This is a genomic window from Sphingobacterium allocomposti (genome assembly GCF_008124885.1).
Classification (GTDB): Bacteria; Bacteroidota; Bacteroidia; order Sphingobacteriales; family Sphingobacteriaceae; genus Sphingobacterium; species Sphingobacterium allocomposti.
Window position 1 is genome coordinate 129,951 of sequence record NZ_VNHX01000009.1, and the last position, 24,163, is coordinate 154,113.

The window sequence follows — 24,163 nt, forward strand, 5'->3', positions numbered from 1 at the left end:
ACAGTTGTCGTATGCAACCAAGCAGAGACCAACCTTTGTCACAACAGAAAAAGACTCACGTTGCCTTAAAACACGATGATATAAAAACAGTAAGTGCAAAAAATAGCAAGCGAAGACGTAAAAATCCTTAAAAAAATATGGTGGCCTCTCAAACCCCATATGCCTACCCGTCACGTACCGCTCAACACTCATTCTCAGATTAAGAGCTCTACATCGTCAAGCTTTTGGCGCCGGGAATAAAACCGATTTATAGGAAAACCTGCAAATCTTCTTGCAATTCCGTGATTTATTTTTCAATTTTATCCAATTAGCGGCGACATCGCTTTTTTTAAACGCTGTTATCCTTTGGATAACCCACTTTTAATTACATGAAATTTATGTTAAAACACCATTTGCTATTCGGACTTCTTTTACTATCGCTTACCGTGTTGGGTCAAAATCGGCCTATGTTGCCCTATGCGATACAAAAGGGAACGTTAAACGATCAGTTCACCAACTTAAGCAACTTGTCTAGATCACAAGATGCAGACTTTAAGTTGATCCGAAAGACGAATTTAGAGATCATAAGAAAAAATGTAATAGATTCTATATCGCGTTACCAAAAGGAAATAGCTGATCTAAAGGCAAATTCTTCATCGTCCGTAAACACCGTTAAAACGTTGCGGGATTCTGTATCCGCACTCGACACACAGCTGCAGGCCGAAAGACAAAAGACAGACAGCATCTCATTTTTAGGCATCGCCTTTTCAAAAGGTACCTATCATACCATCGTATGGGCATTGATTATTGTTTTGGCCATTGCCTTCTTAGCCACGCTGGCGTCATTCAGAAAGGCGAAGGTCGATACGAATGAACACAAAAAGACGACAGAAGAACTGCAGGAGGAACTGCAGACATTACGTAAGAAATCGATGGAAAAAGAGCAGATATTAAAGCGGCAGCTGCTCGACGAACAGATGAAACGGAATTCTTAAACCTTATCATAATATCCCAAGAAGTTTGCTCCGGCAAACTTCTTTTTTTACCGGCTTGTATATACGCTAGATGAGACAGATCCGCCATCATCTTCTGAATGGTTGGAAATCTCATGTCATACGAAGAAATATAAAAAAAGCAATTATTATGAATAAGCGTTTTGCTTTTAAATAGATATAACTTATTTTTGCATTCCAAAATCCAGGTGTTAAAGCCATCTGTTTTAAATTGATTAATAATTATTTAGTCCCTATAATATGCCCAATATTGGTAAAATAGCGCAGATTATCGGCCCCGTAGTTGACGTCAACTTCGCCGACAATGACAAGCTTCCTAAGATTTACGATGCCTTGTATATTGAAAAAGACAATGGACAACGTATCGTTTTAGAAGTTCAACAACACCTTGGTGAGGATCGTGTCCGTACAATCGCCATGGACGCAACGGAAGGTTTGATCCGTGGAATGAAAGTGGTCGACACAGGTGCTCCGATAAAGATGCCTGTTGGAGAGGAGATCAAAGGTCGCGTTTTCAACGTGGTAGGTGATGCCATCGATGGTATTCAGAACTTGGACAAAGAAAACGGACGTCCTATTCACAACGTCCCTCCTAAATTTGATGAACTATCTACCGAAACCGAGGTATTATTCACAGGTATTAAAGTAATCGATTTATTAGAGCCTTATGCAAAAGGTGGTAAGATCGGTCTATTCGGTGGTGCGGGCGTAGGTAAAACCGTATTGATCCAAGAGCTGATCAACAATATCGCTAAAGGGCATGGTGGTTTATCGGTATTCGCAGGGGTAGGCGAGCGTACCCGTGAAGGGAACGACTTGTTGCGTGAGATGCTTGAATCCGGCATTATCAAATACGGCGAGCATTTCATGGAAGGCATGGAAAAAGGCGAATGGCCATTAGATAAGATTGACAGCGAGTTGATGAAGGACTCTAAATGTACCTTCGTCTTCGGACAGATGAATGAGCCTCCCGGTGCGCGGGCCCGAGTTGCACTATCCGGCCTTACTATCGCAGAGTACTTCCGCGATGGCGACGGACAGGGACAGGGACGTGACGTGCTTTTCTTTATCGATAACATCTTCCGTTTCACACAGGCTGGTTCAGAAGTATCTGCACTTTTAGGCCGTATGCCTTCAGCTGTAGGTTACCAGCCGACATTGGCCACAGAGATGGGACTTATGCAGGAGCGTATCACGTCGACCAAAAACGGCTCTATCACCTCCGTACAAGCGGTATACGTACCTGCTGATGACTTGACCGACCCTGCTCCGGCAACAACTTTTGCCCACTTAGATGCAACGACGGTGTTATCCCGTAAAATTGCTGAGCTTGGTATCTACCCTGCGGTAGATCCTTTAGATTCTACGTCAAGAATCCTGTCGCCTGCAGTCTTAGGAGACGAGCACTACAATACAGCCCAACGCGTAAAAGAAATCTTGCAACGTTATAAAGAACTTCAGGATATCATTGCCATCCTCGGTATGGACGAGTTATCTGAAGAAGATAAACTGACTGTACACCGGGCACGTCGTGTGCAACGTTTCTTGTCACAGCCATTCCACGTTGCGGAACAGTTTACGGGCTTGAAAGGAGTCTTAGTTGATATCAAAGATACAATCAAAGGATTTAACATGATTATCGACGGTGAGGTAGACGAGTACCCTGAGGCAGCGTTCAACCTGGTAGGTAGCATTGAAGATGCTATCGAGAAAGGCAAGAAACTATTGGCTGAAGCTGTTTAATTAGATGTAGACATAAGATATGAGATAGTAGACGTTTTTACTATCTCATATCTATCCTCAAAAGACAAGGTCTAAATCTAATGTCTATCATCTAAAATATAAACAAAATGAAATTAACAATCATTACTCCAGATAAACTAGCATACGACGGCGATGTTACGGCAGTAACGGTGCCAGGTAGCGCGGGTTCTTTCCAGATTTTAAAGGACCATGCTCCGATTGTGTCTACTTTAGAGGATGGGAAGGTCATTATTCAAGGTGCCGAAGGCGTCGTGACACTGGTCATTAAAGGCGGGGTCGTGGAAGCAAAGGACAACAACGTTACCGTTTTAGCCGAAGGAATCATCGAAGAATAACTGAGAAAGATATAACGTAAGAGCCCTTAAGACTTCCATGTTTTAAGGGCTTTTTTTATAGATATAGATGGCGCCGTGAGGGGAGCAGATTTCTGTTGGACTGACCGGCCCCCTACTGCTTGGGAAGCCGAAGAAAACATCAAATAAACCGCTAAATTCTGACCCGCTTTCTTTGACATTTTTTTAAAGTTTTTCAGACAAAACGTCGATTTTAGGAAGAATTTTGACTATTTATAGAAACACATCCGTTTTTATCGAATATACCGATTCTAATTTTAGTCTACCAAGCGTAAAATTTTATTTCGACACACCTATAAATTATAAAACAAAACTACATAAAAACGATTTTGTCGAAATAAAAAACTTTTTAAAAATACTTTGTTTTGCTATTGTAAAGAATTTCGATTAGGGCTAACTTAACAGAAGTGAAAATCATCGATGTTCACTCTTGAGGGAAAAAGGAACACGACAGAAAATCCGTTATTGAAAAAAGAGCTGTTGCGAGGTACAAAGCAATCTTCTTTTTTCGTTGTCAGATCACCGTCGTGCTTCTTCATAATGACGACAACGGGCTTATCCGGAATCTGTCGTGTACCTGAAGGGAACAGAACAAAAACTAGAGGACAAAATCAGCTTTTCATATGCAGTACTATAATCAGGATACGTACATCTACTTAAACGGAGATTTCGTAAAGGCAGCCAGCGCAGGCATCGATCTGTTTGGCCAGTCTCTCCATTATGGATACGGCGCTTTTGAAGGTCTTAGAGCGTATAGCACACACCATGGGACCCGTATCTTTAAAGCTGAGGAACATTTCGCACGCTTACAGCGATCGTGCGAAGCCATCAATCTTCCTTATGAGTGGCATAATCCCCATCTCATAAGCCGAACTTATGAGTTGTTGGAAAAGAACAACCTTCGTGCGGCATATATCCGCCCGTTGGTGTTTTCAGGATCGAATATGCACCTGACTCCGGCAACATCTTCCAATATCGTCATTGCGGCCTGGGAATGGGGGCCCTATCTGGGCCAAAACCTACTCCGTGTATGTACCTCTGCCATACAACGGCCCACACCACAATCCTTTCCAATCGGAGCCAAGGTATCGGGGCAGTACATCAATGCGATTTTAGCATCCAGCGATGCGATCAAACGGGGGTACGACGAAGCTCTATTGCTGGATCAATACGGTTTCGTGGCGCAGGCAGCCAGCGAAAATCTTTTTATCGAGAAGGACTCAAAACTCTATACACCTCCCCTAGCCGACGTATTTCCGGGCATCACACGACAAACGGTAATCGAGTTGTGCAAGGAGCTGCATGTCGACGTCGTAGAGCAAAAACTTACGATACAGGATATACTCCAGGCCGACAGCGCATTCTTGAGCGGAACGGCGGCCGGAATCATCGGCATCAAAGAGGTTGACGGCGTGGCCTACCAAGAGGATTGGGAACATACCATAGGCGCATCTATCCAAAGAAAATATAAAAAATTAGTATTAGAAGAAGAGAATTATGAAGTCATCATCTGACACAGAAAAGGTATTGAATAAGTATAGCCGCATCTTTACGCAGGACGAAACGCAGCCTGCCGCGAAAGCCATGCTCTATGGTATTGGCTTAACGGATGCCGACATGGACAAAGCACAAGTAGGTATAGCCAGCATGGGATATGACGGAAATACCTGTAACATGCACCTGAATGATCTGGCCCAAGTGGTCAAAAAAAGTGTATGGGATAACGGCTTGGTTGGCCTTACGTTTGGTACCATCGGCGTCAGCGACGGAATGAGCAACGGTACCGACGGAATGCGCTACTCACTGGTATCGCGTGATGTTATTGCAGACAGCATCGAGACCATCTGTGGCGGTCAATATTACGATGGTTTAATTGCGATCCCCGGATGCGACAAAAACATGCCCGGCGCCGTCATGGCCATGGGACGTCTAAACCGTCCTTCTATCATGGTGTATGGTGGTACGATAGCCCCTGGCTACTACAAGGGTCAGGAACTAAATATTGTATCTGCGTTCGAAGCGTTGGGTCAGCGTCTATGCGGCAACCTTTCGGACGAAGACTATGAAGGTATTATTAAACATACCTGCCCCGGCGCAGGAGCCTGCGGTGGGATGTATACTGCAAATACAATGGCCTCGGCACTCGAAGCGCTGGGCATGAGCCTCCCATACTCATCGTCTAACCCGGCAACATCGGATGCAAAAAAAACCGAGTGTGAGGAAGCCGGCAAATACATCCGCATTTTATTAGAGAAAGACATCAAGCCTTCAGACATCATGACTCCCAAGGCGTTTGAAAATGCGCTTCGTACGATCATTGTACTTGGGGGAAGTACCAACGCTGTGCTGCACTTTATCGCTATCGGAAAGTCCATCGGCGTTAACATCACACAGGATGACTTCCAGCGCATGTCCGATATTACGCCCGTACTTGCGGACTTCAAACCGTCGGGGAAATACCTCATGCAGGATCTACACCAATATGGCGGCACGCCGGCAGTCATGCGCTATCTGCTCGACGAAGGCCTATTACACGGAGATTGCCTAACAGTTACAGGTAAAACGGTAGCCGAAAACCTCGAAAATGTAAAATCGATCATGGACTATAACCAGCCTATTGTTCAGCCGCTGAACAATCCTGTTAAGTCAACCGGCCACTTACAGATCTTATATGGCAACCTGGCCGAAAAGGGCTCGGTTGCGAAGATATCGGGGAAAGAAGGTGAAAAATTTACAGGCCCCGCCCGCGTTTTCGACGGAGAGCATGAACTGGTGGCTGGTGTATCGTCCGGCAGGATCAAGCCAGGCGACGTTGTGGTCATCAAAAACGCAGGCCCTGTTGGTGCGCCGGGAATGCCGGAAATGTTGAAGCCCACCTCGCTGATCATCGGTGCGGGCCTGGGTAAATCAGTAGCACTGATTACGGACGGCCGGTTCTCAGGCGGTACGCATGGCTTCGTCGTTGGCCACATTACTCCTGAAGCATATGCAGGAGGTCTTATCGGCCTGGTCGAGGACGACGACATCATCGAAATTGATGCTGTTAACAACACGCTGAACTTACACGTTGACGAAGCGACCATTGCACAGCGCCGCGCGAACTGGGTAAAACCGGCATTGAAAGTCACTAAAGGGGTGTTGTACAAATACGCCAAAACAGTGGCCGACGCATCGGAGGGATGTGTAACAGATATTTAAAATTAAAAAGGAAAATTAAAATTTAAAAAAGTAACACGTCATCTCGGTTTTTGACTTTTTACTTTTAACTTTTGACTTTAACAAAATGAATACACTGGAAAAAACGGAATTAGAGCCTAAGCAAAAAACCACCACGATGACCCAACTTAGTGGATCACAGGCGGTATTGGAGGCTTTAATCCATGAAGGAGTAGACACCGTGTTCGGCTATCCAGGAGGTGCGATTATGCCCATCTACGATGCGTTGTACGACTACAACGATAAGTTGACGCACATCCTCGTGCGGCACGAACAAGGGGGTATCCATGCCGCGCAGGGATATGCGCGGACGTCGGGCCGGGTCGGTGTGGCTTTTGCTACAAGTGGTCCAGGTGCTACCAACCTGGTTACCGGTCTAGCTGACGCCATGATTGATAGCAATCCTATTGTTTGCATCACAGGACAGGTCTTTGCCTCCCTGCTGGGAACAGATGCCTTTCAGGAAACAGACGTCGTCAATATCACAACCCCCGTCACCAAATGGAACTACCAGGTGACCGACGCTACTGAAATACCCAGTGTATTGGCAAAAGCTTTCTATATAGCAAGAACAGGCCGGCCAGGGCCTGTCCTGATCGACATCACCAAAAATGCGCAGTTGCAGCTGTTCGACTACGAAGGCTACAAGAAATGTGATCATATCCGCAGCTATAGACCTAAGCCGATTGTGCGAAAGGAATATATTGAGGAAGCTGCAGCGATCATTAACGAAGCGAAAAAACCATTCGTTCTATTCGGCCAGGGGGTAATTCTAGGGAGAGCCGAAGATGATTTCAGGAAATTCATCGAGAAAGGCGGATTTCCGGCGGCTTCTACCGTTATGGGGCTAAGCGCATTGGAAACAGATCACCCGCAGCACGTCGGGATGCTAGGCATGCACGGCAACTATGCACCCAATGTCATGACCAACGAATGCGACGTGTTAATCGCTGTGGGCATGCGCTTCGACGACCGCGTTACCGGACGTCTTGATAAATATGCAAAACAAGCGAAGGTTGTCCACTTAGACATCGACCCTGCAGAAATAGACAAAAACGTAAAAACCACAGTGCCCGTCTGGGGCGACTGTAAGGAGACGTTGCCGCTTTTAACCGACCTGATCGAGAAGAAAGATCACAGCGCGTGGCTGTCCCAGTTCCGGGAACTGGAAAAAGAAGAGATCAAAGAGGTAATCTACGACGAGCTGAACCCAACATCTGATATCATGACCATGGGCGAGGTGGTCCGTGTCTTAAACGAATTGACCGGTGGAAATGCGATTATCGTGACCGACGTTGGTCAGCACCAGATGGTGGCGTGCCGGTATGCGAAATTTAACCGCTCCAAGTCCAATGTCACGTCAGGCGGCCTGGGCACCATGGGCTTTGGTCTACCGGCGGCAATCGGAGCATGGTATGGCGCTCCCGACCGCGACGTAATCGCCATTATCGGAGACGGAGGCATCCAGATGACTATCCAGGAGCTGGGCACCATCATGCAGTTCGGTGCTAAAGTCAAGATACTGATTCTGAACAACGAGTTTTTGGGCATGGTAAGACAGTGGCAACAGCTGTTCCATGACAAGCGCTACTCGTTCGTCAATATCACCAGTCCTGACTTTGTCGCCGTAGCAAAAGGCTATTACATTGAGGGTAACAAGATTTCTGAGCGGAAAGATTTACATCATGCGCTGAAAACGATGCTTGAACACGACGGAGCTTACCTATTAGAGGTGATGGTAGGGAAAGAAAATAATGTATTCCCTATGGTTGCACAAGGAACATCTGTATCGGAGATACGTTTGAAGTAAAAATTAAAAAGTCAAAATTAAAAAAGTATGACGGCTACCAGAGTGGACATTAAGCATCGGGCTTATGATTTCGCAAAGCAAACCGTTCTTTTCGTTGGGAAACAAGAATATAAGCATATATATCATTCATTAATAGATCAACTGCTAAGAAGCTCAGCTTCTGTTGGAGCAAATCTTGTAGAAGGTTATGCCGGTTCTTCCAAAAACGACTTTATAAAATTTTACACTATTGCTTTAAAATCCGCCAACGAATCTAAATTTTGGCTCTGCTTGTTAAGAGACACTATTTGGAAAGAACACGAAGGAACATTAAACAGGTTACTCAACGAAGCAAATGAAATATCTAAGATATTAGCTTCGATTATAATTAAAACAAAAGAAAACAGTAAAAAAAAGATGCTTAGCCTCTTTTTAATTTTTCTTTTTTAATTTTTAATTTGAAATGGAAAAACAAGAATATACCATCACGTTATATACAGAGAATTCCATCGGCATGATAGGCCGCATCTCTGGCATATTTTCCAGAAGGAAAATCAATATCGAAAGCCTCAACACCTCGCCTTCGGAGGTGGAAGGCATACATCGGTTTACGATTCTGATCCATGAGAGCGAGGAAGTCGTCCGGAAGCTTTGCCGCCAGATTGAGAAGCAGGTGGAAGTACTGAAAGCATACTACAACACCGATGAAGAGCTGATCTGGCAAGAACAGGCATTGTACAAAGTGCCTACCAATATTATCGCCGAGAAGGCTCCTGTAGAACGTCTTTTACGTGAATACGGGGCTTCGGCTGTAGTTATCCGCAACGACTATACCGTGTTCGAAACGGCAGGACACCGGGAAGAAATCGACAAGCTTACTGCCGAGCTAACAAAGTACGGGCTTATCGAATTCGTCCGGGGCGCACGCATTGCCATCATCAAAGACAGCGCCGGCTTCCACACCAAATTAAAACAATTTGAGAAAGAAGAGCCTGCTCCCGAGATTGTGGAAAATGAGTATCTCGATCAACGGGATAACGTATTCACCATGTAATAATACAGGGCGTCTGGAATGTGCAGGGTGAAGGCCTCCTGTGAGCCGGTCTCGGCTTTTGGCGGCATCAGCTATCGCAGCCCTGCTGCACAATGATAGCGAAGCGGGATCTTAGATGCCTCGATAGAAAACTAAACATACTCATGAAGGAAATATTCAACTTTATCATAGATAGTCGAAAAGCCTTCGTCCGCTTGTTGGACGAACTTACTTTAGATGAGCTCAACGCGGTCCCTGAAGGCTTCAACAACAACATTATCTGGAATTTCGGGCACATCGTCGTCAGTACACAGACGCTTTGCTATGTGCGTACAGGCATCCTACAGGACAAACTTGTTTTCAAATATGTGGAGGCTTATGAAAAGGGATCCAAACCGTCCTACTACGTTGGCGCGGCTGAAGTTCAGGAATTAAAAGAGCTGGCCCTCTCTTCTATCCAACAAATAGAAGCGGACTATCTTGATGGAAGATTTAAGACGATACAGCCGTACGCTACGTCTACCTATAATGCACAGTTAACTCAAATTGAAGATGTTATCATCACCTCCATCGGTCATGACAATTTACACTTCGGCTATGCACAGGCCCAACGAAGAATGATAAAGAAACAACAATAATCAACTTAACAGAAAAGACAAAATTTAATAGTAAAACAATGGCAAATTATTTTAACACATTACCTCTTAGAGAACAATTAAACCAGCTCGGTCAAGCCGAATTTATGGATTCGTCCGAATTTGCAGACGGCGTCGACGCTTTAAAAGGTAAAAAGATCGTAATTATAGGTGCAGGGGCACAAGGTCTGAACCAAGGTTTAAACCTAAGAGATAGTGGCCTCGACATTTCCTATGCCTTACGTAAAGAAGCTATTGAACAAAAAAGAGATTCCTGGAAGAACGCTACGGAGAACAACTTTACAGTAGGAACATACGAGGAGTTAATTCCCTCCGCTGATCTGGTAATCAACCTTACACCCGATAAGCAGCACACAGCCGTTGTCAATGCGGTGATGCCGTTGATGAAACAAGGCGCCGCGCTATCATACTCTCATGGCTTCAATATCGTGGAAGAAGGTATGCAGATCCGTAAAGACATCACCGTTATCATGGTTGCGCCCAAATGTCCGGGATCTGAAGTCCGGGCTGAATATCTTAGAGGATTCGGTGTTCCGACCTTAATCGCCGTTCACCCAGAGAACGATCCAGAGGGCAAAGGATGGGCTTATGCGAAAGCCTACTGCGTCGGAACAGGAGGACATCGGGCAGGTGTATTGAAGTCGTCCTTCGTCGCCGAAGTGAAATCCGACTTGATGGGCGAACAGACTATCCTTTGTGGACTTCTACAAACGGGATCAATCCTATCGTTCGATAAGATGATAGAAAAAGGCATCGACCCCGGATATGCTTCTAAATTGGTGCAATATGGTGTGGAGGTTATTACTGAAGCGCTCAAACATGGAGGCGTCAGCGGCATGATGGACCGCCTATCTAATCCTGCAAAAATCAAAGCTTTCGAAGTGTCCGAAGAACTGAAAGACATCATGCGCCCCCTATTCCAGAAACATCAGGACGATATCATGTCCGGCGAGTTCAGTAAAACCATGATGGAAGACTGGGCTAACGGCGACGCCAAGCTTTTGAAATGGAGAGCAGAAACCGGAGAAACAGCCTTCGAAAAGACACCTGCCGGCGATGTAAAGATCAGCGAGCAGGAATATTTCGACAACTACCTGCTGATGGTAGCCTTCATCAGAGCCGGTGTTGAACTTGCATTTGAAACTATGGTTGAAGCGGGCATCAAACCAGAATCCGCTTATTACGAATCGCTTCACGAAACACCGTTGATAGCGAATACGATCGCCCGTAAGAAGCTGTTCGAGATGAACCGCGTAATCTCCGACACGGCAGAGTACGGCTGTTATTTATTTGATCAGGCCTGCAAGCCGCTACTGGCCGACTTTATGAAAAAGGTTGACACCGATTTAGTAGGCAAAAATTTCAATGAAGGGAAAGACGGGGCTGTAGACAATATACAGCTGGTACAAGTGAACGAAATCCTACGTAACCATCCTGTAGAAGTCGTCGGCGTCAAACTGCGCAAAGCGATGACTGCCATGAAAGCCATAAAGACCGTTTGAAATAGTTAATAAGGTCAAGGGAGTTAAGAGAGTTAGAGAGGTTATTTTATCTAACTTTCTTAACTTTTTCTAACTTTATCAACAAAAAGAGAAAGAGAAAAATGGGAAAGACATTAGTAGAGAAAATTTGGGATGCACATGTGGTGAAGCGTGAAGAAGGCTTCCCCGACATCCTATATATCGATACGCACCTCATTCACGAGGTAACCTCGCCACAGGCCTTTGATGGCCTTCGCAAAAGGGGCCTGCCGGTCTTTCGGCCGCAGCAGACCGTCGCTACTGCAGATCATAACGTACCAACCCTGAATCAACACCTCCCCATTCAGGAAGAACTGTCCCGCTATCAGGTGGACATGTTGACAAAAAACACAAAAGAATTCGGCATAGAACTTTACGGCCTAGGCCATCCATACCAAGGTATCGTCCACGTAATCGGTCCCGAGCTCGGCATCACGCAGCCCGGCAAGACGATGGTATGCGGCGATAGCCACACGTCGACCCACGGTGCGTTCGGCGCCATCGCTTTCGGCATAGGCACGTCGCAGGTAGAACAGGTCTTCGCGACCCAGTGCCTGCTGCAGCAAAAGCCTAAGACAATGAAGATCGAAGTCAATGGCAAACTCGCGAAGGGCGTAGGCGCAAAGGATATTATCTTATACATCATCTCCAAAATATCGGCAGCCGGAGGAACCGGATATTTTGTCGAATATGCAGGCTCAGCAATACGCTCGCTGAGTATGGAAGGCCGGATGACGATCTGCAACATGAGCATAGAAATGGGCGCACGGGGCGGACTTATCGCGCCAGATCAGACGACGTTCGACTACGTATACGGCCGTGAATTTGCTCCCAAAGGAGAAGAATGGGATAAGGCACTAGCATACTGGAAAACGTTATATTCTGATGAAGACGCCCAGTTTGATGCTGTGCTGGAATATGATGCCGCCGACATACAGCCGATGATTACTTACGGCACAAATCCCGGCATGGGCATTGGCATCACTGAACCGATCCCCGCGACCACCGCGCAGCCGGAAAGTGAACGTCCCTCCTATGAAAAAGCGCTGAATTACATGGGCTTCCAGGATAGCGAGCCGCTTTTGGGCAAACCGGTGGATTACGTCTTTATAGGTAGCTGTACAAATTCGCGTATCGAAGATCTACGCGAGGTAGCATCTTTTGTCCAAGGAAAGAAGAAAGCCGAGGGTGTCGAGGTCTGGATTGTTCCGGGCTCTAAACAAGTGGAAGCTCAAGCGAAAAAAGAAGGCATTGACAAGATCTTCGAAGAAGCAGGCTTTATGCTGCGCGAGCCGGGCTGCTCTGCCTGCCTCGGAATGAATGAAGACAAAATCCCTGCCGGAAAATATTGTGTCTCCACGTCGAACAGAAACTTCGAGGGACGCCAAGGGCCTAATGCCCGCACGATGCTTGCTAGTCCGCTGACAGCCGCTGCTGCTGCAGTGACCGGAAGGATCGTGGATGTGAGAGAGTTGTTAAATTAAAAATGATAATAGAGGTGGCCATATTGTATATCGAGCGCTGAGGTTCCAGGCTTTTGAACAGGCATTATTCAAAAGCGGAGAAAGTCTTCGGCAATCAGTATAACATCGCAACATTTTTGACTTTTTAATTTAACTTTTACTTTGGAAATATGAAAAAATTTGAAAAATTAACGTCACAGGTGGTTCCGCTGCCTATCGAAAATATAGATACCGATCAGATCATCCCGGCCCGCTTTCTTAAAGCGACGACCCGGGAAGGATTTGGCGACAACCTATTCCGGGACTGGCGCTTTGACAGCAACAATCAACCGAAGGCTGATTTTGTGATGAACAATCCGACGTACAGGGGCAAGATCCTCGTTGCAGGTAAAAACTTCGGGTGCGGATCCAGCCGTGAGCATGCTGCCTGGGCCATACAGGATTATGGCTTTGACGTCGTTATCAGCTCTTTCTTTGCCGATATCTTCAAAGGGAACGCCCTTAACAACGGCGTTTTGCCTATACAGGTAACGGATGAGTTTTTGCAGCAGATTTTTAACGTGGTATTTGCTAATCCGCAGGCATCATTAACCGTCGATCTAGAAGCGCAGACGGTGCGGATAGACGAGACAGGCGAAAGCTATACCTTCGAAATTAACCCCTACAAAAAATCGTGCCTCATCAACGGCTATGACGATATCGACTTCATCCTTAGTCACAAACATTTAATCGAAGAATTCGAAAAGAACAGATAATGACAAACCCCGTCGTCCATATCACCAATCTAAATCTGCACTATGCGGGGCAACCCGTATTGCGCGATTTAGATTGGCGCATATATCCAGGAGAAAACTGGGTAATCGGGGGCAAAAGCGGCTCGGGCAAATCCTCCCTGGCCAAAGCTATCGTTAAGCAGGAAAAAGTATCCGGAGATATTCATCTGCGTTTTACGGCCGGACTGACACTCCCACCGGTAGCTTATTATGTAGCAAATTGGTATCAGTTCACCAATCTGGAAGGCGACCGGAACTTCTACTACCAGCAACGTTACAACAAGCACCAACAACACGATACGTTAACGGTCTATGCTGATCTCATCCACTTCGGCCAAAAACATCAGCTCGATTTCCACGATGCCGAACCCATATTGGAGGCGCTGGGCTTTGATAATTGCCGGGAAACCCAGCTAATAGAATTGTCGAGCGGCGAGCATAAAAAAGTGCAGTTGGTACAGGCTTTATGGCTTAAGCCACAGATTTTGATTCTGGATGAGCCCTACACGGGATTAGATAGACAATCGCGCCGGCAGCTGAATGTCATCCTGGACAGATTGGCGGCCGAGGGCGTATCCCTTATCCTGATTACAAACGACAACGACATCCCTGCCTCGATTAACCGGTTTGCGGAAATAGCTGACGGTAAAATCAACGTGGTGGCCGACATAGCCGCCATGGCGCAGGACCAGGAACGTCGGCCTAAACCATTTCCATATTTTTTGCAGAAAGCGCCGACGGCTGACAGCGATACGATCGCCGAACTACGGGATGTATCTGTCCGCTATGGCGAAAAGACTGTCCTGAAAAACGTAAGCTGGCGTGTCAGAAAAGGTGAAAAGTGGCTGCTACAAGGCCCAAATGGCTCGGGAAAATCGACTTTATTAAGCCTATTAAACGGAGATCACCCGCAAGCATATGCCAACGAAATCTGGTTATTCGGGAGAAAGCGGGGCAGTGGAGAAAGTATCTGGGATATCAAAGAAAAAATAGGCATCATTTCCCCCGAGCTACACTGGTATTTCGACAAGCATGCCACCGTATGGCATGCCATTGCCTCTGGCTTCTACGATAGCATTGGCTGGTTTCTAAATGTCAAATACGAAGAGAAGAAAAAGATAGAGCAACTATTGGATTTCTTTGACCTACTCGAGGACAAAGACAAACTTTTACACACATTACCGTTAGGGAAACAGCGTCTGGCATTGCTCGCGCGGACTATCGTAAAAAATCCGCCGCTTCTAATTTTGGATGAACCTTGCCAGGGACTAGATCGATCGCAAACGACACATTTCAATGCCGTCGTTGACGAACTTAGCGCCTACGGTAAAACATTAATTTATGTCGGCCACTATGAGTCGCAGCTACCGTCTTGCCTGGACCGCCGGCTGGTACTGGAAAAAGGAGAAGTAATTTTAAACGAACGGCATACGTTTTTGACCACTTAATTTGAATAAGAACAAGACAGAAATAGAGGCTTTTGATCCTTTAATTTTGACCTATTAATTTGAAGAAAATGCAAAAAAATATTTTAATTATCCCAGGAGATGGCATAGGACAGGAAGTAACGACCTGGGGTAAACAGATCTTAGAAACCATCGCGAGGCAATACGGTCACGAATTTAGCTTCGACGAAGCCATAATGGGGCACACGGCTATCGAGGCTACCGGAAATCCGTTGCCTGACGAGACTTTGGAAAAAGCAAAAGCATCCGACGCCATCCTCTTCGGCGCTATCGGTCATGCGAAATACGATAACGATCCTTCGGCGAAAGTAAGACCAGAACAAGGCCTGTTAAAAATACGTAAAGAGCTTGGCCTATATGCCAATCTTAGACCGATTCTGCTGTTCGATGAGCTATTAGATGCCTCGAGCCTTAAACCAGAGGTGCTACGTGGAACGGATATTTTATTTTTCCGCGAATTGACGGGCGACGTATACTTTGGAGAAAAAAAACGTAATGAAGATAACACGTTCGCTTCCGACCTCATGAACTACCATCGCTACGAGGTAGAGCGTATCACCCGCAAGGCCTACGAAGCAGCACGCAACCGCAGCAAGAAGCTCTGTTCTGTCGATAAAGCAAACGTACTGGAGACATCGCGTTTGTGGAGAGAAGTGGTACAAGAGATCGCTAAAGAGTATGCAGATGTCGAAACGGAACACATGTTTATCGACAATGCCGCTATGCAGCTGGTAAAAAATCCGAAAAAGTTCGACGTCGTTCTGACGGCAAACCTATTCGGTGATATCTTAACCGACGAGGCCTCTCAAATTGCCGGATCTATGGGCATGTTGGCTTCTGCATCCATTGGCGACGGTACCGGCTTCTTTGAACCGATACACGGCTCTGCACACGATATCGCAGGACAGAACAAAGCCAACCCATTAGCATCGATCCTCTCGGCAGCATTGATGCTGGAGATCGCCTTCGGACTCCAGGAAGAAGCAAAGGCCGTTACCAAAGCTGTCGCGGACACATTGAAGGCCGGGTGGAGAACAGGTGACATCGCCAACGCGACAACATCCGCTGACCGCATCCTGGGAACCAACGAAATGGGAGCCAAAGTGATAGAAGTATTGGATAAAGCGCAATAAGATGGAGGTCCTTTATAAAGAACACGCTTTAGATGAGCAATCCATTTTTGCCTTTTTAATTTTAACTTTTTAAATTTAAGCTATGTTACACGATCCAAATCACCTATATATTTTTGACACGACGCTCCGCGACGGCGAGCAGGTTCCCGGCTGTCAATTAACTACTCCTGAAAAAATTGAGATCGCGAAAGACTTAGAACGTCTGGGTGTAGATATTATAGAAGCTGGCTTCCCCGTGTCAAGCCCCGGCGATTTCCAATCGGTGGTCGAGCTGTCGAAGGCGGTAGACAACGTAATTATATGCGCGCTGACACGAGCAAACAAAAACGATATCGACGTAGCGGCAGACGCCTTAAAATACGCGAAGCGCCCCCGTATCCATACCGGAATCGGCTCTTCCGACATGCACATAAAGTATAAATTTAACTCTACCCGCGAAGAAATTCTAGAACGTGCCGTAGCGGCCGTTAAACATGCCAAATCGTATGTTGAGGATGTCGAATTCTATGCAGAAGATGCCGGCAGAGCTGATTTGCCCTATTTAGCGCAGATGATTGAGGCCGTAATAGCAGCTGGGGCCACAGTTGTCAACATACCGGATACAAACGGATATTGCCTGCCGGATCAGTATGGAGCCAAAATAAAGTATCTAAAGGATCATGTCAGTAACATTGACCAGGCAATCATTTCCGCCCATTGCCATAATGACCTCGGACTGGCCACGGCCAATTCCATTGCAGCTGTACAGAACGGCGCCAGACAGGTGGAATGTACAATAAATGGCATCGGAGAACGCGCTGGCAACACCTCATTGGAAGAAGTAGCTATGATCCTCAAAGTTCACCAACAACAGTTCCCGGGGCTGACTTCGACTATCAATAGCAAGATGTTCACTGCGATTTCACAAAAAGTAAGCTCCATGATGCGCATGCCTGTCCAGCCGAATAAGGCCATCGTCGGGAAGAACGCCTTTGCACACAGTTCGGGGATCCATCAAGATGGCTTCTTAAAGCACCGCGAAAATTACGAGATCATCCGTCCCGAGGACGTCGGCTTAAGTGAAGCAGATATCATCTTGACTGCCCGCTCCGGCCGCCATGCCTTAAAGCACCATCTGGAACGCCTAGGTTATCAACTGGATAAAGACCAGCTTGCAGTAACCTATGAAAAGTTTCTAGTACTGGCCGACGCCAAAAAGGACCTTTGCGACGACGACTTGAGATCATTAATGCAATCTTGATATTTGCGCTATGACGACCGTTAAGCCGTAGAACATACCGCAGAGAAAGCTTCTGATTTTCGCTACAAGCGATCCCCAGAAGCTTTCTCCTCCCATACGCATTACCGGCTTCCCTTCATTGTCTTTCGATGAACGCAACCCGGTTTTTACTTTTGAATTTGACTAGAAATGGATCTATCAACCATAACCATAGACTCACAGCAGGCGGCCGAACGCATAAAAGGTGTGGTTAACCGTACCCCTTTGCAGTATAATATACATTTGTCAGAGAAATACGGCGCCGACATCTACCTCAAACGGGAGGACCTCCAGGTCGTCCGATCGTATAAGCTGCGGGGGGCCTATAACAAAATTGTTAGCCTATCTGCAGACGAAAGAAGCAGAGGTGTCACCTGTGCCAGCGCCGGCAACCACGCCCAAGGAGTCGCATTGTCCTGCAAAAAGCTGGATATTAAGGGCGTAATATTTATGCCTGGCCCTACTCCCCGCCAAAAAATTACGCAGACGGAAATGTGGGGCAATGGGAACATCGAAATCGTCCTTACAGGAGATACCTTTGACGATTGCCAGAAGGCCGCCCTGGAATACACGAAAGAACAGAACATGACTTTCATTCCTCCTTTTGATGATGAAAAAGTCATCGAAGGCCAAGGTACGGTAGCGGTCGAGATATTGGAAGATCTACCTGACTTAGATGCTATCTTCATTCCTATTGGAGGGGGCGGTTTGTCGTCGGGCATTAGCTATCATATGAAAAAGTATGCTCCTCACGTCAAACTGTATGGTGTAGAACCCGAGGGAGCCCCGTCCATGTTAGCCGCCCTGGAAAACGGAGCGCCTGTAGAGCTGGAACACATTAATAAGTTTGTGGACGGAGCAGCGGTCAAAAAGATCGGTACGTTGACCTACGCCATCAGCAGCAAACTGCTGGATAGCGTGAAACCGATTCCGGAAGGTAAGATATGTACCACGATTTTACAACTTTATAACAAGGACGCCATCGTCGCCGAGCCGGCGGGCGCATTATCCATCGCGGCACTGGAATTTCATAAAGAAGAAATCAGGGGGAAAAAGATTGTCTGCGTCGTCTCCGGTGGAAACAACGATATAGACCGCATGAGCGAAATCAAGGAAATGTCTCTTCTTTATGAAGGTTTTAAACATTACTTTATTGTGCGCTTTCCGCAACGGCCAGGGGCACTGCGGTTGCTCGTTACGGAAGTTCTCGGCCCAAAAGACGACATTACCCGCTTTGAATATATTAAAAAAACAGAACGGGAGCGCGGACCGGCACTGATAGGAATTGAACTGAACGATCCAAAAGATTATACCACATTTATTGAGCGGATGAAAGCTTACAAATTCGAATTTATCGAGGTCAACAAAGACCAAACGTTGTTCGAGTATTTGGTGTAGATATGTACCTCGTCAAGATTCGACGGTAGCAACTTTGTGCAGCAGCTCGTCACGCTTCCTCGCAATGAACGAAAAAAGCATAAATGCCTCATCGCGAGGAGGCACGACGATGCGATCTTAAATGATATACCGGAAGATTGCGTCCTAGCTAGTGCTCGCCGCAACGAAAAAAGGTAGACGAGAAACTGAGCAGGAGTTACCGAAGGTAGCTCCTGAAATCTTCATCATGTTGGCAATCAATAGGGTATTATGGAATAGATAAAAAAGGCTTTGTAGAGGAGTCTGAGACTCTCTTTTACCCTAAAATCACACTAAGGACAGTGTTAAAAGTTAAGTGGCTAATCCGCAAAAGAGTTTGGGAAACCGTCGTCGACTCCCCAAACTATAACAGCGAGCCTAAGGGCCTGAAAAATCATCACCTATTTCAGCATATTTCGCTCTTCTACCTGATTGACTACGCCGAGCTTCGATTTCGAGACCCGTGCCGGTGTAGCAGAACGGTTTATGGACGCCTTGTTGGAAGAGGAGGTCCGTACGCCGGCGAGATCGAGCGCCGCCGCAATCATACTCTCCGTAGGATCGCCAAAGTCCTTAAAGATATAGTCTTCGACATTTGATCTGTCAACAGCCATTCCGTCCCAAAAATCAGTATACCCATCCTTATTGATAGTCTTGAACGACGTTACCCATAAGGATATTGTCGAATGCACCTTCTGTTCAAAGAAGCCAACCGGTTTACCATACGTCCGATTTGTCTCGGCAATAAGCCGAACGTCCAGATAAGGCTTCAATACCGAGATCAGCAACTCCGCCGCCGAAGCCGTAGACTCCGTTACTAATACATAAACCGTCTGGAGGCTCAGGTCATTATTTCTCGAAAAATACACGTCAGCAAACTCTGCGTTCCGGCCTGTTTTATATCGGGTTAAATAATCGTTCACCTCATACGTAAACATGAGCTGCCCGTCTCCTGCCGGATGAATGATCTTATTCGCCAGATACTCCGCTGTACTCACATAGCCACCTGTATTGTAGCGCATATCGAGAATCAGTTCGGTTATTCCCCCCTCTTTAAAAGATGTGAATATCTTTTCGAACTTCTGATGGTTCGGGCTGTTATTATCTACTTCCTCGAACGAAGAGAACGCCAGGTAGCCTATATTTTTTGAAGGGAATTTATATACGGTGTCGGCCACAACCGGATCTATTGCATACGTTGTATACTGCAAAGCATAATCCTGACTGGATCCGGAAGCCGTCTCTATCGTTAATGTCAGGGCTGATCTTTCTAAGGCGTTTGATAACTTGGTTACGACATCGGTATAGGCGGCTTGATCATCAATATAATAAACAATTTCACCTTTCTCATTTATTCCTTCTCGGACTTTTACCGCAAGCTTATCATCCCCATTGAGCGCAGTAATAATATGCCCTCGCTTTATTCCCGCTTTCTGTGCGGGAGATCCGCCTTCAACAAAATGAATCACCGGATTCGCTGTCGTGTCTGTGGTTACTCCAAAAGAAATATAAAGACCATAGCCGTCGTTGTTATCCATACGGAAATGGCCGTACCGGCTCACCTGCCCGCCTGCACTTATTTCGGTATAATATGAAAATCGGTCTATATAGCCGCCGCTCTGACGATACCCCGGATGGGCGGGAGTTAGCGCCTTTAACGCAGTCAGGACGGCATCATAGCTCGAATAATTGGCGGTGAACGTGCGTAGCACATCGTGATCCGGAACACGTTCTGTCCACAGCGAATAGAGGTTATAATAGTAATAAATGCTATCGCGGATCAATTGCTCCTTCGTATCTTCGACCGGCTCAGGTTTCGGCTCTGGCGGAGCCACTTCCTTCTTGCAGGCAAATAAAAAAAACGCCATACCCATCACGGCGATATACTTCATTGTTTTCATAAATTGGTTATTTACACCATCTACACGAATATAGCAGTAAAATATGAATTTATTTGCAGCTTCTTGCGATTTAACAATTACTTGTCCCGCAGACGATCCCCTGGACATGCCTTCGCTGACCGCCGGCTCTACGCTAAAACAAAAACCATCTCCGGTTGTTTACGATAGAGCAGAAACTTAACATTTACACATCATGAAAGCGACAAGCATCTTATTCTTACTGACGATGATCTGTACCCTAAGCTTTGGACAGACAGACAAAAGCAAGCGGCCCAGCCCTCCCGACAGTGTCACCGTAACTACAAACGACGGCGTTACGGTTGAGATCCATTACAGCAAACCGTCGCTGAAAGGACGTCAGCTTGGGGTTGATGTTGCTCCAGCAGGCAAAGTATGGCGTACCGGAGCTAACGAAGCCACTACCTTTGCGGTCAACAAAGACGTGACGATAGAAGGCAAAAAGCTGCCCGCAGGTAAATACAGCCTTTATTCGATCCCGGGAGAGCAGCAGTCGACCATTATCTTTAACAAGTCATGGAATCAATGGGGAACGAAATATGATCAGACGCAGGACGCGCTACGGGTGGACATACCCAATACGACAGCAAGCACTCCGCAGGAGCAGTTTTCGATAACCGTGACCCCCACCGGAATCGTAACGCTCGCCTGGGGTGAATATGCTCTCCCCTTTCAGGTGAAAGCCGATCAATAACCTGCGGTGTCGCCGTTCCAGCGTGATCACCGGTCACGAGAGCACTGGGCACTGTACCGCATCGATTGACGGATAAAAAAAAAGAGACACGAGATCTGGGTGCTCACGCCCCCTTCTCGTGTCTCTAATCTTTGCTTAGCGGCTGACGGCTAATTCTTTAAGTACTTTTCAAGAAATTGATCTTGCTCCCACAAAGTGTGCAGTACATTTTCCTCGGAGGCATAACCATGCGACTCAAAAGGCAGCAATACCATCCGTACAGGGGCGCCTAAGTTTTTCAATGCCTGGAAGTAACGCTCCGTCTGCAGGGTGAACGTTCCGGGGTTGTTATCTGCCGCCCCATGGATAAGCAGCATCGGTGTTTTCATCTTGTCAGCGTGCATAAAAGGCGACATGGTATGGTATACCTCCGGTGCGTCCCAATAATTTCGCTGCTCCGATTGAAAGCCAAAAGGTGTCAGCGTACGGTTGTACGCTCCCGAACGGGCAATCCCGACGGCAAACAGTTTAGAATGCGTCAACAGGTTTGCGGTCATAAAAGCCCCGTACGAATGTCCTCCCACACCCACCTTTGAGCGGTCAATGTATCCTAGTTTATCCACAGCGTCGATAGCTGCCTCGCCATTCGCCACCAATTGCTCAATAAACGTATCATTGGGTTCGGCAGTCCCCTCTCCAATAATCGGAAAAGCCGCGTTATCCAACACCGCGTATCCCTTCGTGACCCAGTATATAAAGGAGCCGTAGGAAGGATACGTAAACTGGTAGGGATTAGCCGTACTCTGTCCGGCAGTGCTCTTATCTTTATATTCTGTTGGATAAGCCCATATCAGCAGCGGCAACTTTTCCTTCTTGTCTCTATCGTAACCGGCCGGCAAATATAATGTACCCGATAGATCCACGCCATCTTTGCGCTTGTAATGGATAACTTCTTTATGCACGCCATCAAGTCCTTTAAACGGATTTTCAAGCTGTGTCAAAGCCGTGATCTTCCCAGACTTCATATTTTTTATATAGTAATTCGGATATTCCGTAGCCGATTGTAGAGAGACCAGAATCTCTCCCTTCTTCATATCTAAAATAGTCGAGATATCTTCTTTTTTTCCGGTAACATTCGACGTGTAAAGGCGTTTCTTCTTTAGAGTTGTCATGTCAAGTTCTTCGACAAACGGAAATTGCCCTTCCTTTGTGAATCCACTGCCTATCCAGTAAGTCTTATTGTCTTTAACATGCATTACGTACGATCCGAACTCGTTTTGCTTCATGTGAACATTTCCGGGATGACCGTATACATCCTGCGAATTCCTTTCAGATAGGAGCTTCGCCTCTTTTGATGTAGGGTTCAGCAAAAAAATCTTCTCATTGCGGGTATCGTACCAGCGTGTGTAGACCAAGGCGTTGTTTTTGTCGCCCCAGATGATGCTGGCGAAACGATCAGCCACCTTGAGTAACGATTCTGGCTGTCCATTGAACGGAGCATCCCAGGATAAAATTTCGTCTCTAAAGGCTACATCTTTGGAAGCATCGCCCTCATCGAGCGCCTCTACATACATGAGCGAAGCTGGCCGATCGGCGCGCCAAGCCATATTACGCTTACCCTTTCTGGTAGAAGAAAAGCCCTTCGGCATGATCTCTACCAGCGGTGTCTCATTGACAACTTTTAACAGCTGGCCTTGCATATCGAATACTGAGGTCTTTTGCGGAAAGTTATAGTAGGGTACGACGTAGGAAAACGGGCGGCTTATCGTCGTCACAAGTAGGTAATTGCCGTCCGGGGAAAAAGAACGCTGGCTATATATTGCGGCATCCAGCAACTTCGTTTGCTTTCCTTGTAAATCCACCAGATGGAGCTCTGATTGCGTTAACGTTTCAAAATTTGCTTCGTCCTGAGGGGTCTTTAGCAGATCCTGATAGGTACGCAACTGGGAGGTCTGGCCCCCGCTGGTGGATACGATAGGACCTTTCGGCAACTCCTTTTCCGTATCAATTAATGCAGGCCTGTTTCCAGGCAGCTTGCTGATCAACAAGCTCTTGCTATCCCTATACCAGCTATAGGGTGTCCCCATGCTGGCATTTAGGTCATCATCCGTAATCCGCTTGGCTGTTGCAGACGATAGATCAACAATCCACAGTTCAACACCTTTTGCTGTCGTATTCGTAAACGCCAATGTCCTGGAATCCGGCGAAAAGCCTAGGCTAGCTATCCTGGGCGTCTCCGGCAGCCCCTTTACCTGGAGTTCATCTGCTGTACCAACCCGTTTGATCTTTATATTATTCAGATAGGCTGTTGTACTAGCGATATTTGTTGTCGGGTTAATGCGCAGCCCTGCCAAGCGTACCTCCGCCTGATTCAGTTCATCGAGGCTCTTATAAGTTGGCCTGTAAGATAGTACCAACCAATTGTCATCCGGACTCATCATCACGGAAGGTGGACGTTGGTAGTCTGCCAGTTGCAGGATTTCTGCGGACGGCTTCTGAAATGTGATGCTTTCCTGGGCGTGAACAGCACCAAGCAAGCACGAGAAAAGTAGGAGATTAAAAAATAGCTTCATATGTGTTAGTTTATGCTAAAATAAGGATTATTTATCAATGAGCTTAACCTTGTGGCAATCTTTTAGGAAAGATGTCTTGCGCGCTGTAGCAATGTCTCGTGGTTGCCCGCGTAAAAATACAGAAAGCTCGATTTTTTGGCTAGCAGATAGAAGTGATTTCCGTCGA

The 24,163-nt window shown here is 46.6% G+C and carries 19 protein-coding genes; 17 read left to right on the plus strand and 2 right to left on the minus strand.

The window, feature by feature from the left end; genetic code table 11:
• The first annotated feature begins 377 nt into the window (after positions 1 to 377).
• From BC792_RS08485 to ilvA, 16 genes are all read left to right on the plus strand, one after another.
• Positions 378 to 974, plus strand: a complete 597-nt coding sequence (locus tag BC792_RS08485) for a hypothetical protein (RefSeq protein WP_148908562.1) — start codon at positions 378 to 380, stop codon at positions 972 to 974.
• A 258-nt stretch (positions 975 to 1,232) separates the two neighbouring features.
• The gene (gene atpD, locus BC792_RS08490; protein WP_148908563.1) at positions 1,233 to 2,735 is read left to right on the plus strand and encodes a F0F1 ATP synthase subunit beta; all 1,503 of its coding nucleotides are present in this window, start codon (positions 1,233 to 1,235) and stop codon (positions 2,733 to 2,735) included.
• A 107-nt stretch (positions 2,736 to 2,842) separates the two neighbouring features.
• Positions 2,843 to 3,091, plus strand: coding sequence for an ATP synthase F1 subunit epsilon (atpC, locus tag BC792_RS08495; RefSeq protein ID WP_148908564.1), 249 nt, complete (start codon positions 2,843 to 2,845; stop codon positions 3,089 to 3,091).
• Positions 3,092 to 3,732: 641 nt separating this feature from the next.
• Positions 3,733 to 4,623, plus strand: coding sequence for a branched-chain amino acid transaminase (locus BC792_RS08500; protein WP_148908565.1), 891 nt, complete (start codon positions 3,733 to 3,735; stop codon positions 4,621 to 4,623).
• Positions 4,607 to 6,307: a dihydroxy-acid dehydratase gene (gene ilvD, locus BC792_RS08505; RefSeq protein WP_148908566.1), complete on the plus strand. Its 1,701-nt coding sequence runs from the start codon at positions 4,607 to 4,609 to the stop codon at positions 6,305 to 6,307. The genes BC792_RS08500 and ilvD overlap by 17 nt, the downstream gene beginning before the upstream one ends.
• A gap of 85 nt (positions 6,308 to 6,392) precedes the next feature.
• Positions 6,393 to 8,135, plus strand: coding sequence for a biosynthetic-type acetolactate synthase large subunit (gene ilvB / locus BC792_RS08510; RefSeq protein WP_148908567.1), 1,743 nt, complete (start codon positions 6,393 to 6,395; stop codon positions 8,133 to 8,135).
• A gap of 27 nt (positions 8,136 to 8,162) precedes the next feature.
• On the plus strand, positions 8,163 to 8,564 hold the full coding sequence (locus BC792_RS08515) for a four helix bundle protein (RefSeq protein ID WP_148908568.1): 402 nt from the start codon (positions 8,163 to 8,165) through the stop codon (positions 8,562 to 8,564).
• 13 nt (positions 8,565 to 8,577) lie between these two features.
• Positions 8,578 to 9,168 (plus strand): acetolactate synthase small subunit, encoded by a 591-nt coding sequence (gene ilvN / locus BC792_RS08520; protein ID WP_148908569.1) that lies wholly within the window; start codon positions 8,578 to 8,580, stop codon positions 9,166 to 9,168.
• A gap of 143 nt (positions 9,169 to 9,311) precedes the next feature.
• Positions 9,312 to 9,785 carry a DinB family protein gene (locus BC792_RS08525; protein WP_148908570.1) on the plus strand — a complete coding sequence of 158 codons (474 nt, stop codon included), beginning with the start codon at positions 9,312 to 9,314 and terminating at the stop codon, positions 9,783 to 9,785.
• 38 nt (positions 9,786 to 9,823) lie between these two features.
• Positions 9,824 to 11,305: a ketol-acid reductoisomerase gene (ilvC, locus tag BC792_RS08530; RefSeq protein WP_148908571.1), complete on the plus strand. Its 1,482-nt coding sequence runs from the start codon at positions 9,824 to 9,826 to the stop codon at positions 11,303 to 11,305.
• A 101-nt stretch (positions 11,306 to 11,406) separates the two neighbouring features.
• On the plus strand, positions 11,407 to 12,807 hold the full coding sequence (gene leuC / locus BC792_RS08535; RefSeq protein ID WP_148908572.1) for a 3-isopropylmalate dehydratase large subunit: 1,401 nt from the start codon (positions 11,407 to 11,409) through the stop codon (positions 12,805 to 12,807).
• Positions 12,808 to 12,956: 149 nt separating this feature from the next.
• Complete coding sequence (leuD, locus tag BC792_RS08540; protein WP_148908573.1) at positions 12,957 to 13,541, plus strand: 3-isopropylmalate dehydratase small subunit; 585 nt, start codon at positions 12,957 to 12,959, stop codon at positions 13,539 to 13,541.
• Positions 13,541 to 15,007 carry an ATP-binding cassette domain-containing protein gene (locus BC792_RS08545; RefSeq protein WP_211357503.1) on the plus strand — a complete coding sequence of 489 codons (1,467 nt, stop codon included), beginning with the start codon at positions 13,541 to 13,543 and terminating at the stop codon, positions 15,005 to 15,007. The genes leuD and BC792_RS08545 overlap by 1 nt, the downstream gene beginning before the upstream one ends.
• A gap of 68 nt (positions 15,008 to 15,075) precedes the next feature.
• A complete protein-coding gene (gene leuB / locus BC792_RS08550) occupies positions 15,076 to 16,158 on the plus strand; it encodes a 3-isopropylmalate dehydrogenase (RefSeq protein WP_148908575.1) in 1,083 nt (360 codons plus the stop codon).
• Between the two features lie 82 nt (positions 16,159 to 16,240).
• On the plus strand, positions 16,241 to 17,398 hold the full coding sequence (locus BC792_RS08555; protein ID WP_148908576.1) for a 2-isopropylmalate synthase: 1,158 nt from the start codon (positions 16,241 to 16,243) through the stop codon (positions 17,396 to 17,398).
• Positions 17,399 to 17,566: 168 nt separating this feature from the next.
• Positions 17,567 to 18,814, plus strand: a complete 1,248-nt coding sequence (gene ilvA / locus BC792_RS08560) for a threonine ammonia-lyase IlvA (RefSeq protein WP_148908577.1) — start codon at positions 17,567 to 17,569, stop codon at positions 18,812 to 18,814.
• A gap of 419 nt (positions 18,815 to 19,233) precedes the next feature.
• Here ilvA and BC792_RS08565 read toward each other — a convergent pair whose 3' ends face one another.
• Complete coding sequence (locus BC792_RS08565; protein WP_170249996.1) at positions 19,234 to 20,733, minus strand: S41 family peptidase; 1,500 nt, start codon at positions 20,731 to 20,733, stop codon at positions 19,234 to 19,236.
• A 193-nt stretch (positions 20,734 to 20,926) separates the two neighbouring features.
• Here BC792_RS08565 and BC792_RS08570 point away from each other — a divergent pair, with 193 nt between their 5' ends.
• On the plus strand, positions 20,927 to 21,445 hold the full coding sequence (locus BC792_RS08570) for a DUF2911 domain-containing protein (RefSeq protein WP_148908579.1): 519 nt from the start codon (positions 20,927 to 20,929) through the stop codon (positions 21,443 to 21,445).
• Between the two features lie 149 nt (positions 21,446 to 21,594).
• Here the strand turns inward: BC792_RS08570 and BC792_RS08575 are convergent, their stop codons facing one another.
• On the minus strand, positions 21,595 to 23,997 hold the full coding sequence (locus BC792_RS08575; RefSeq protein WP_148908580.1) for an alpha/beta hydrolase family protein: 2,403 nt from the start codon (positions 23,995 to 23,997) through the stop codon (positions 21,595 to 21,597).
• Between the last annotated feature and the right edge of the window lie 166 nt (positions 23,998 to 24,163).

Bases quoted from the DNA above. Each gene is read 5' to 3' on its own strand.
- BC792_RS08485 (WP_148908562.1), top strand. From the start codon at position 378: ATGTTAAAACACCATTTGCTATTCGGACTTCTTTTACTATCGCTTACC.
- BC792_RS08575 (WP_148908580.1), bottom strand. From the start codon at position 23,997: ATGAAGCTATTTTTTAATCTCCTACTTTTCTCGTGCTTGCTTGGTGCT.
- BC792_RS08525 (WP_148908570.1), top strand. From the start codon at position 9,312: ATGAAGGAAATATTCAACTTTATCATAGATAGTCGAAAAGCCTTCGTC.
- leuC (WP_148908572.1), top strand. From the start codon at position 11,407: ATGGGAAAGACATTAGTAGAGAAAATTTGGGATGCACATGTGGTGAAG.
- ilvD (WP_148908566.1), top strand. From the start codon at position 4,607: ATGAAGTCATCATCTGACACAGAAAAGGTATTGAATAAGTATAGCCGC.
- BC792_RS08500 (WP_148908565.1), top strand. From the start codon at position 3,733: ATGCAGTACTATAATCAGGATACGTACATCTACTTAAACGGAGATTTC.
- ilvA (WP_148908577.1), top strand. From the start codon at position 17,567: ATGGATCTATCAACCATAACCATAGACTCACAGCAGGCGGCCGAACGC.
- ilvC (WP_148908571.1), top strand. From the start codon at position 9,824: ATGGCAAATTATTTTAACACATTACCTCTTAGAGAACAATTAAACCAG.
- leuD (WP_148908573.1), top strand. From the start codon at position 12,957: ATGAAAAAATTTGAAAAATTAACGTCACAGGTGGTTCCGCTGCCTATC.
- BC792_RS08545 (WP_211357503.1), top strand. From the start codon at position 13,541: ATGACAAACCCCGTCGTCCATATCACCAATCTAAATCTGCACTATGCG.
- ilvB (WP_148908567.1), top strand. From the start codon at position 6,393: ATGAATACACTGGAAAAAACGGAATTAGAGCCTAAGCAAAAAACCACC.
- leuB (WP_148908575.1), top strand. From the start codon at position 15,076: ATGCAAAAAAATATTTTAATTATCCCAGGAGATGGCATAGGACAGGAA.
- BC792_RS08555 (WP_148908576.1), top strand. From the start codon at position 16,241: ATGTTACACGATCCAAATCACCTATATATTTTTGACACGACGCTCCGC.
- BC792_RS08515 (WP_148908568.1), top strand. From the start codon at position 8,163: ATGACGGCTACCAGAGTGGACATTAAGCATCGGGCTTATGATTTCGCA.
- ilvN (WP_148908569.1), top strand. From the start codon at position 8,578: ATGGAAAAACAAGAATATACCATCACGTTATATACAGAGAATTCCATC.
- BC792_RS08565 (WP_170249996.1), bottom strand. From the start codon at position 20,733: ATGAAAACAATGAAGTATATCGCCGTGATGGGTATGGCGTTTTTTTTA.
- atpD (WP_148908563.1), top strand. From the start codon at position 1,233: ATGCCCAATATTGGTAAAATAGCGCAGATTATCGGCCCCGTAGTTGAC.
- BC792_RS08570 (WP_148908579.1), top strand. From the start codon at position 20,927: ATGAAAGCGACAAGCATCTTATTCTTACTGACGATGATCTGTACCCTA.
- atpC (WP_148908564.1), top strand. From the start codon at position 2,843: ATGAAATTAACAATCATTACTCCAGATAAACTAGCATACGACGGCGAT.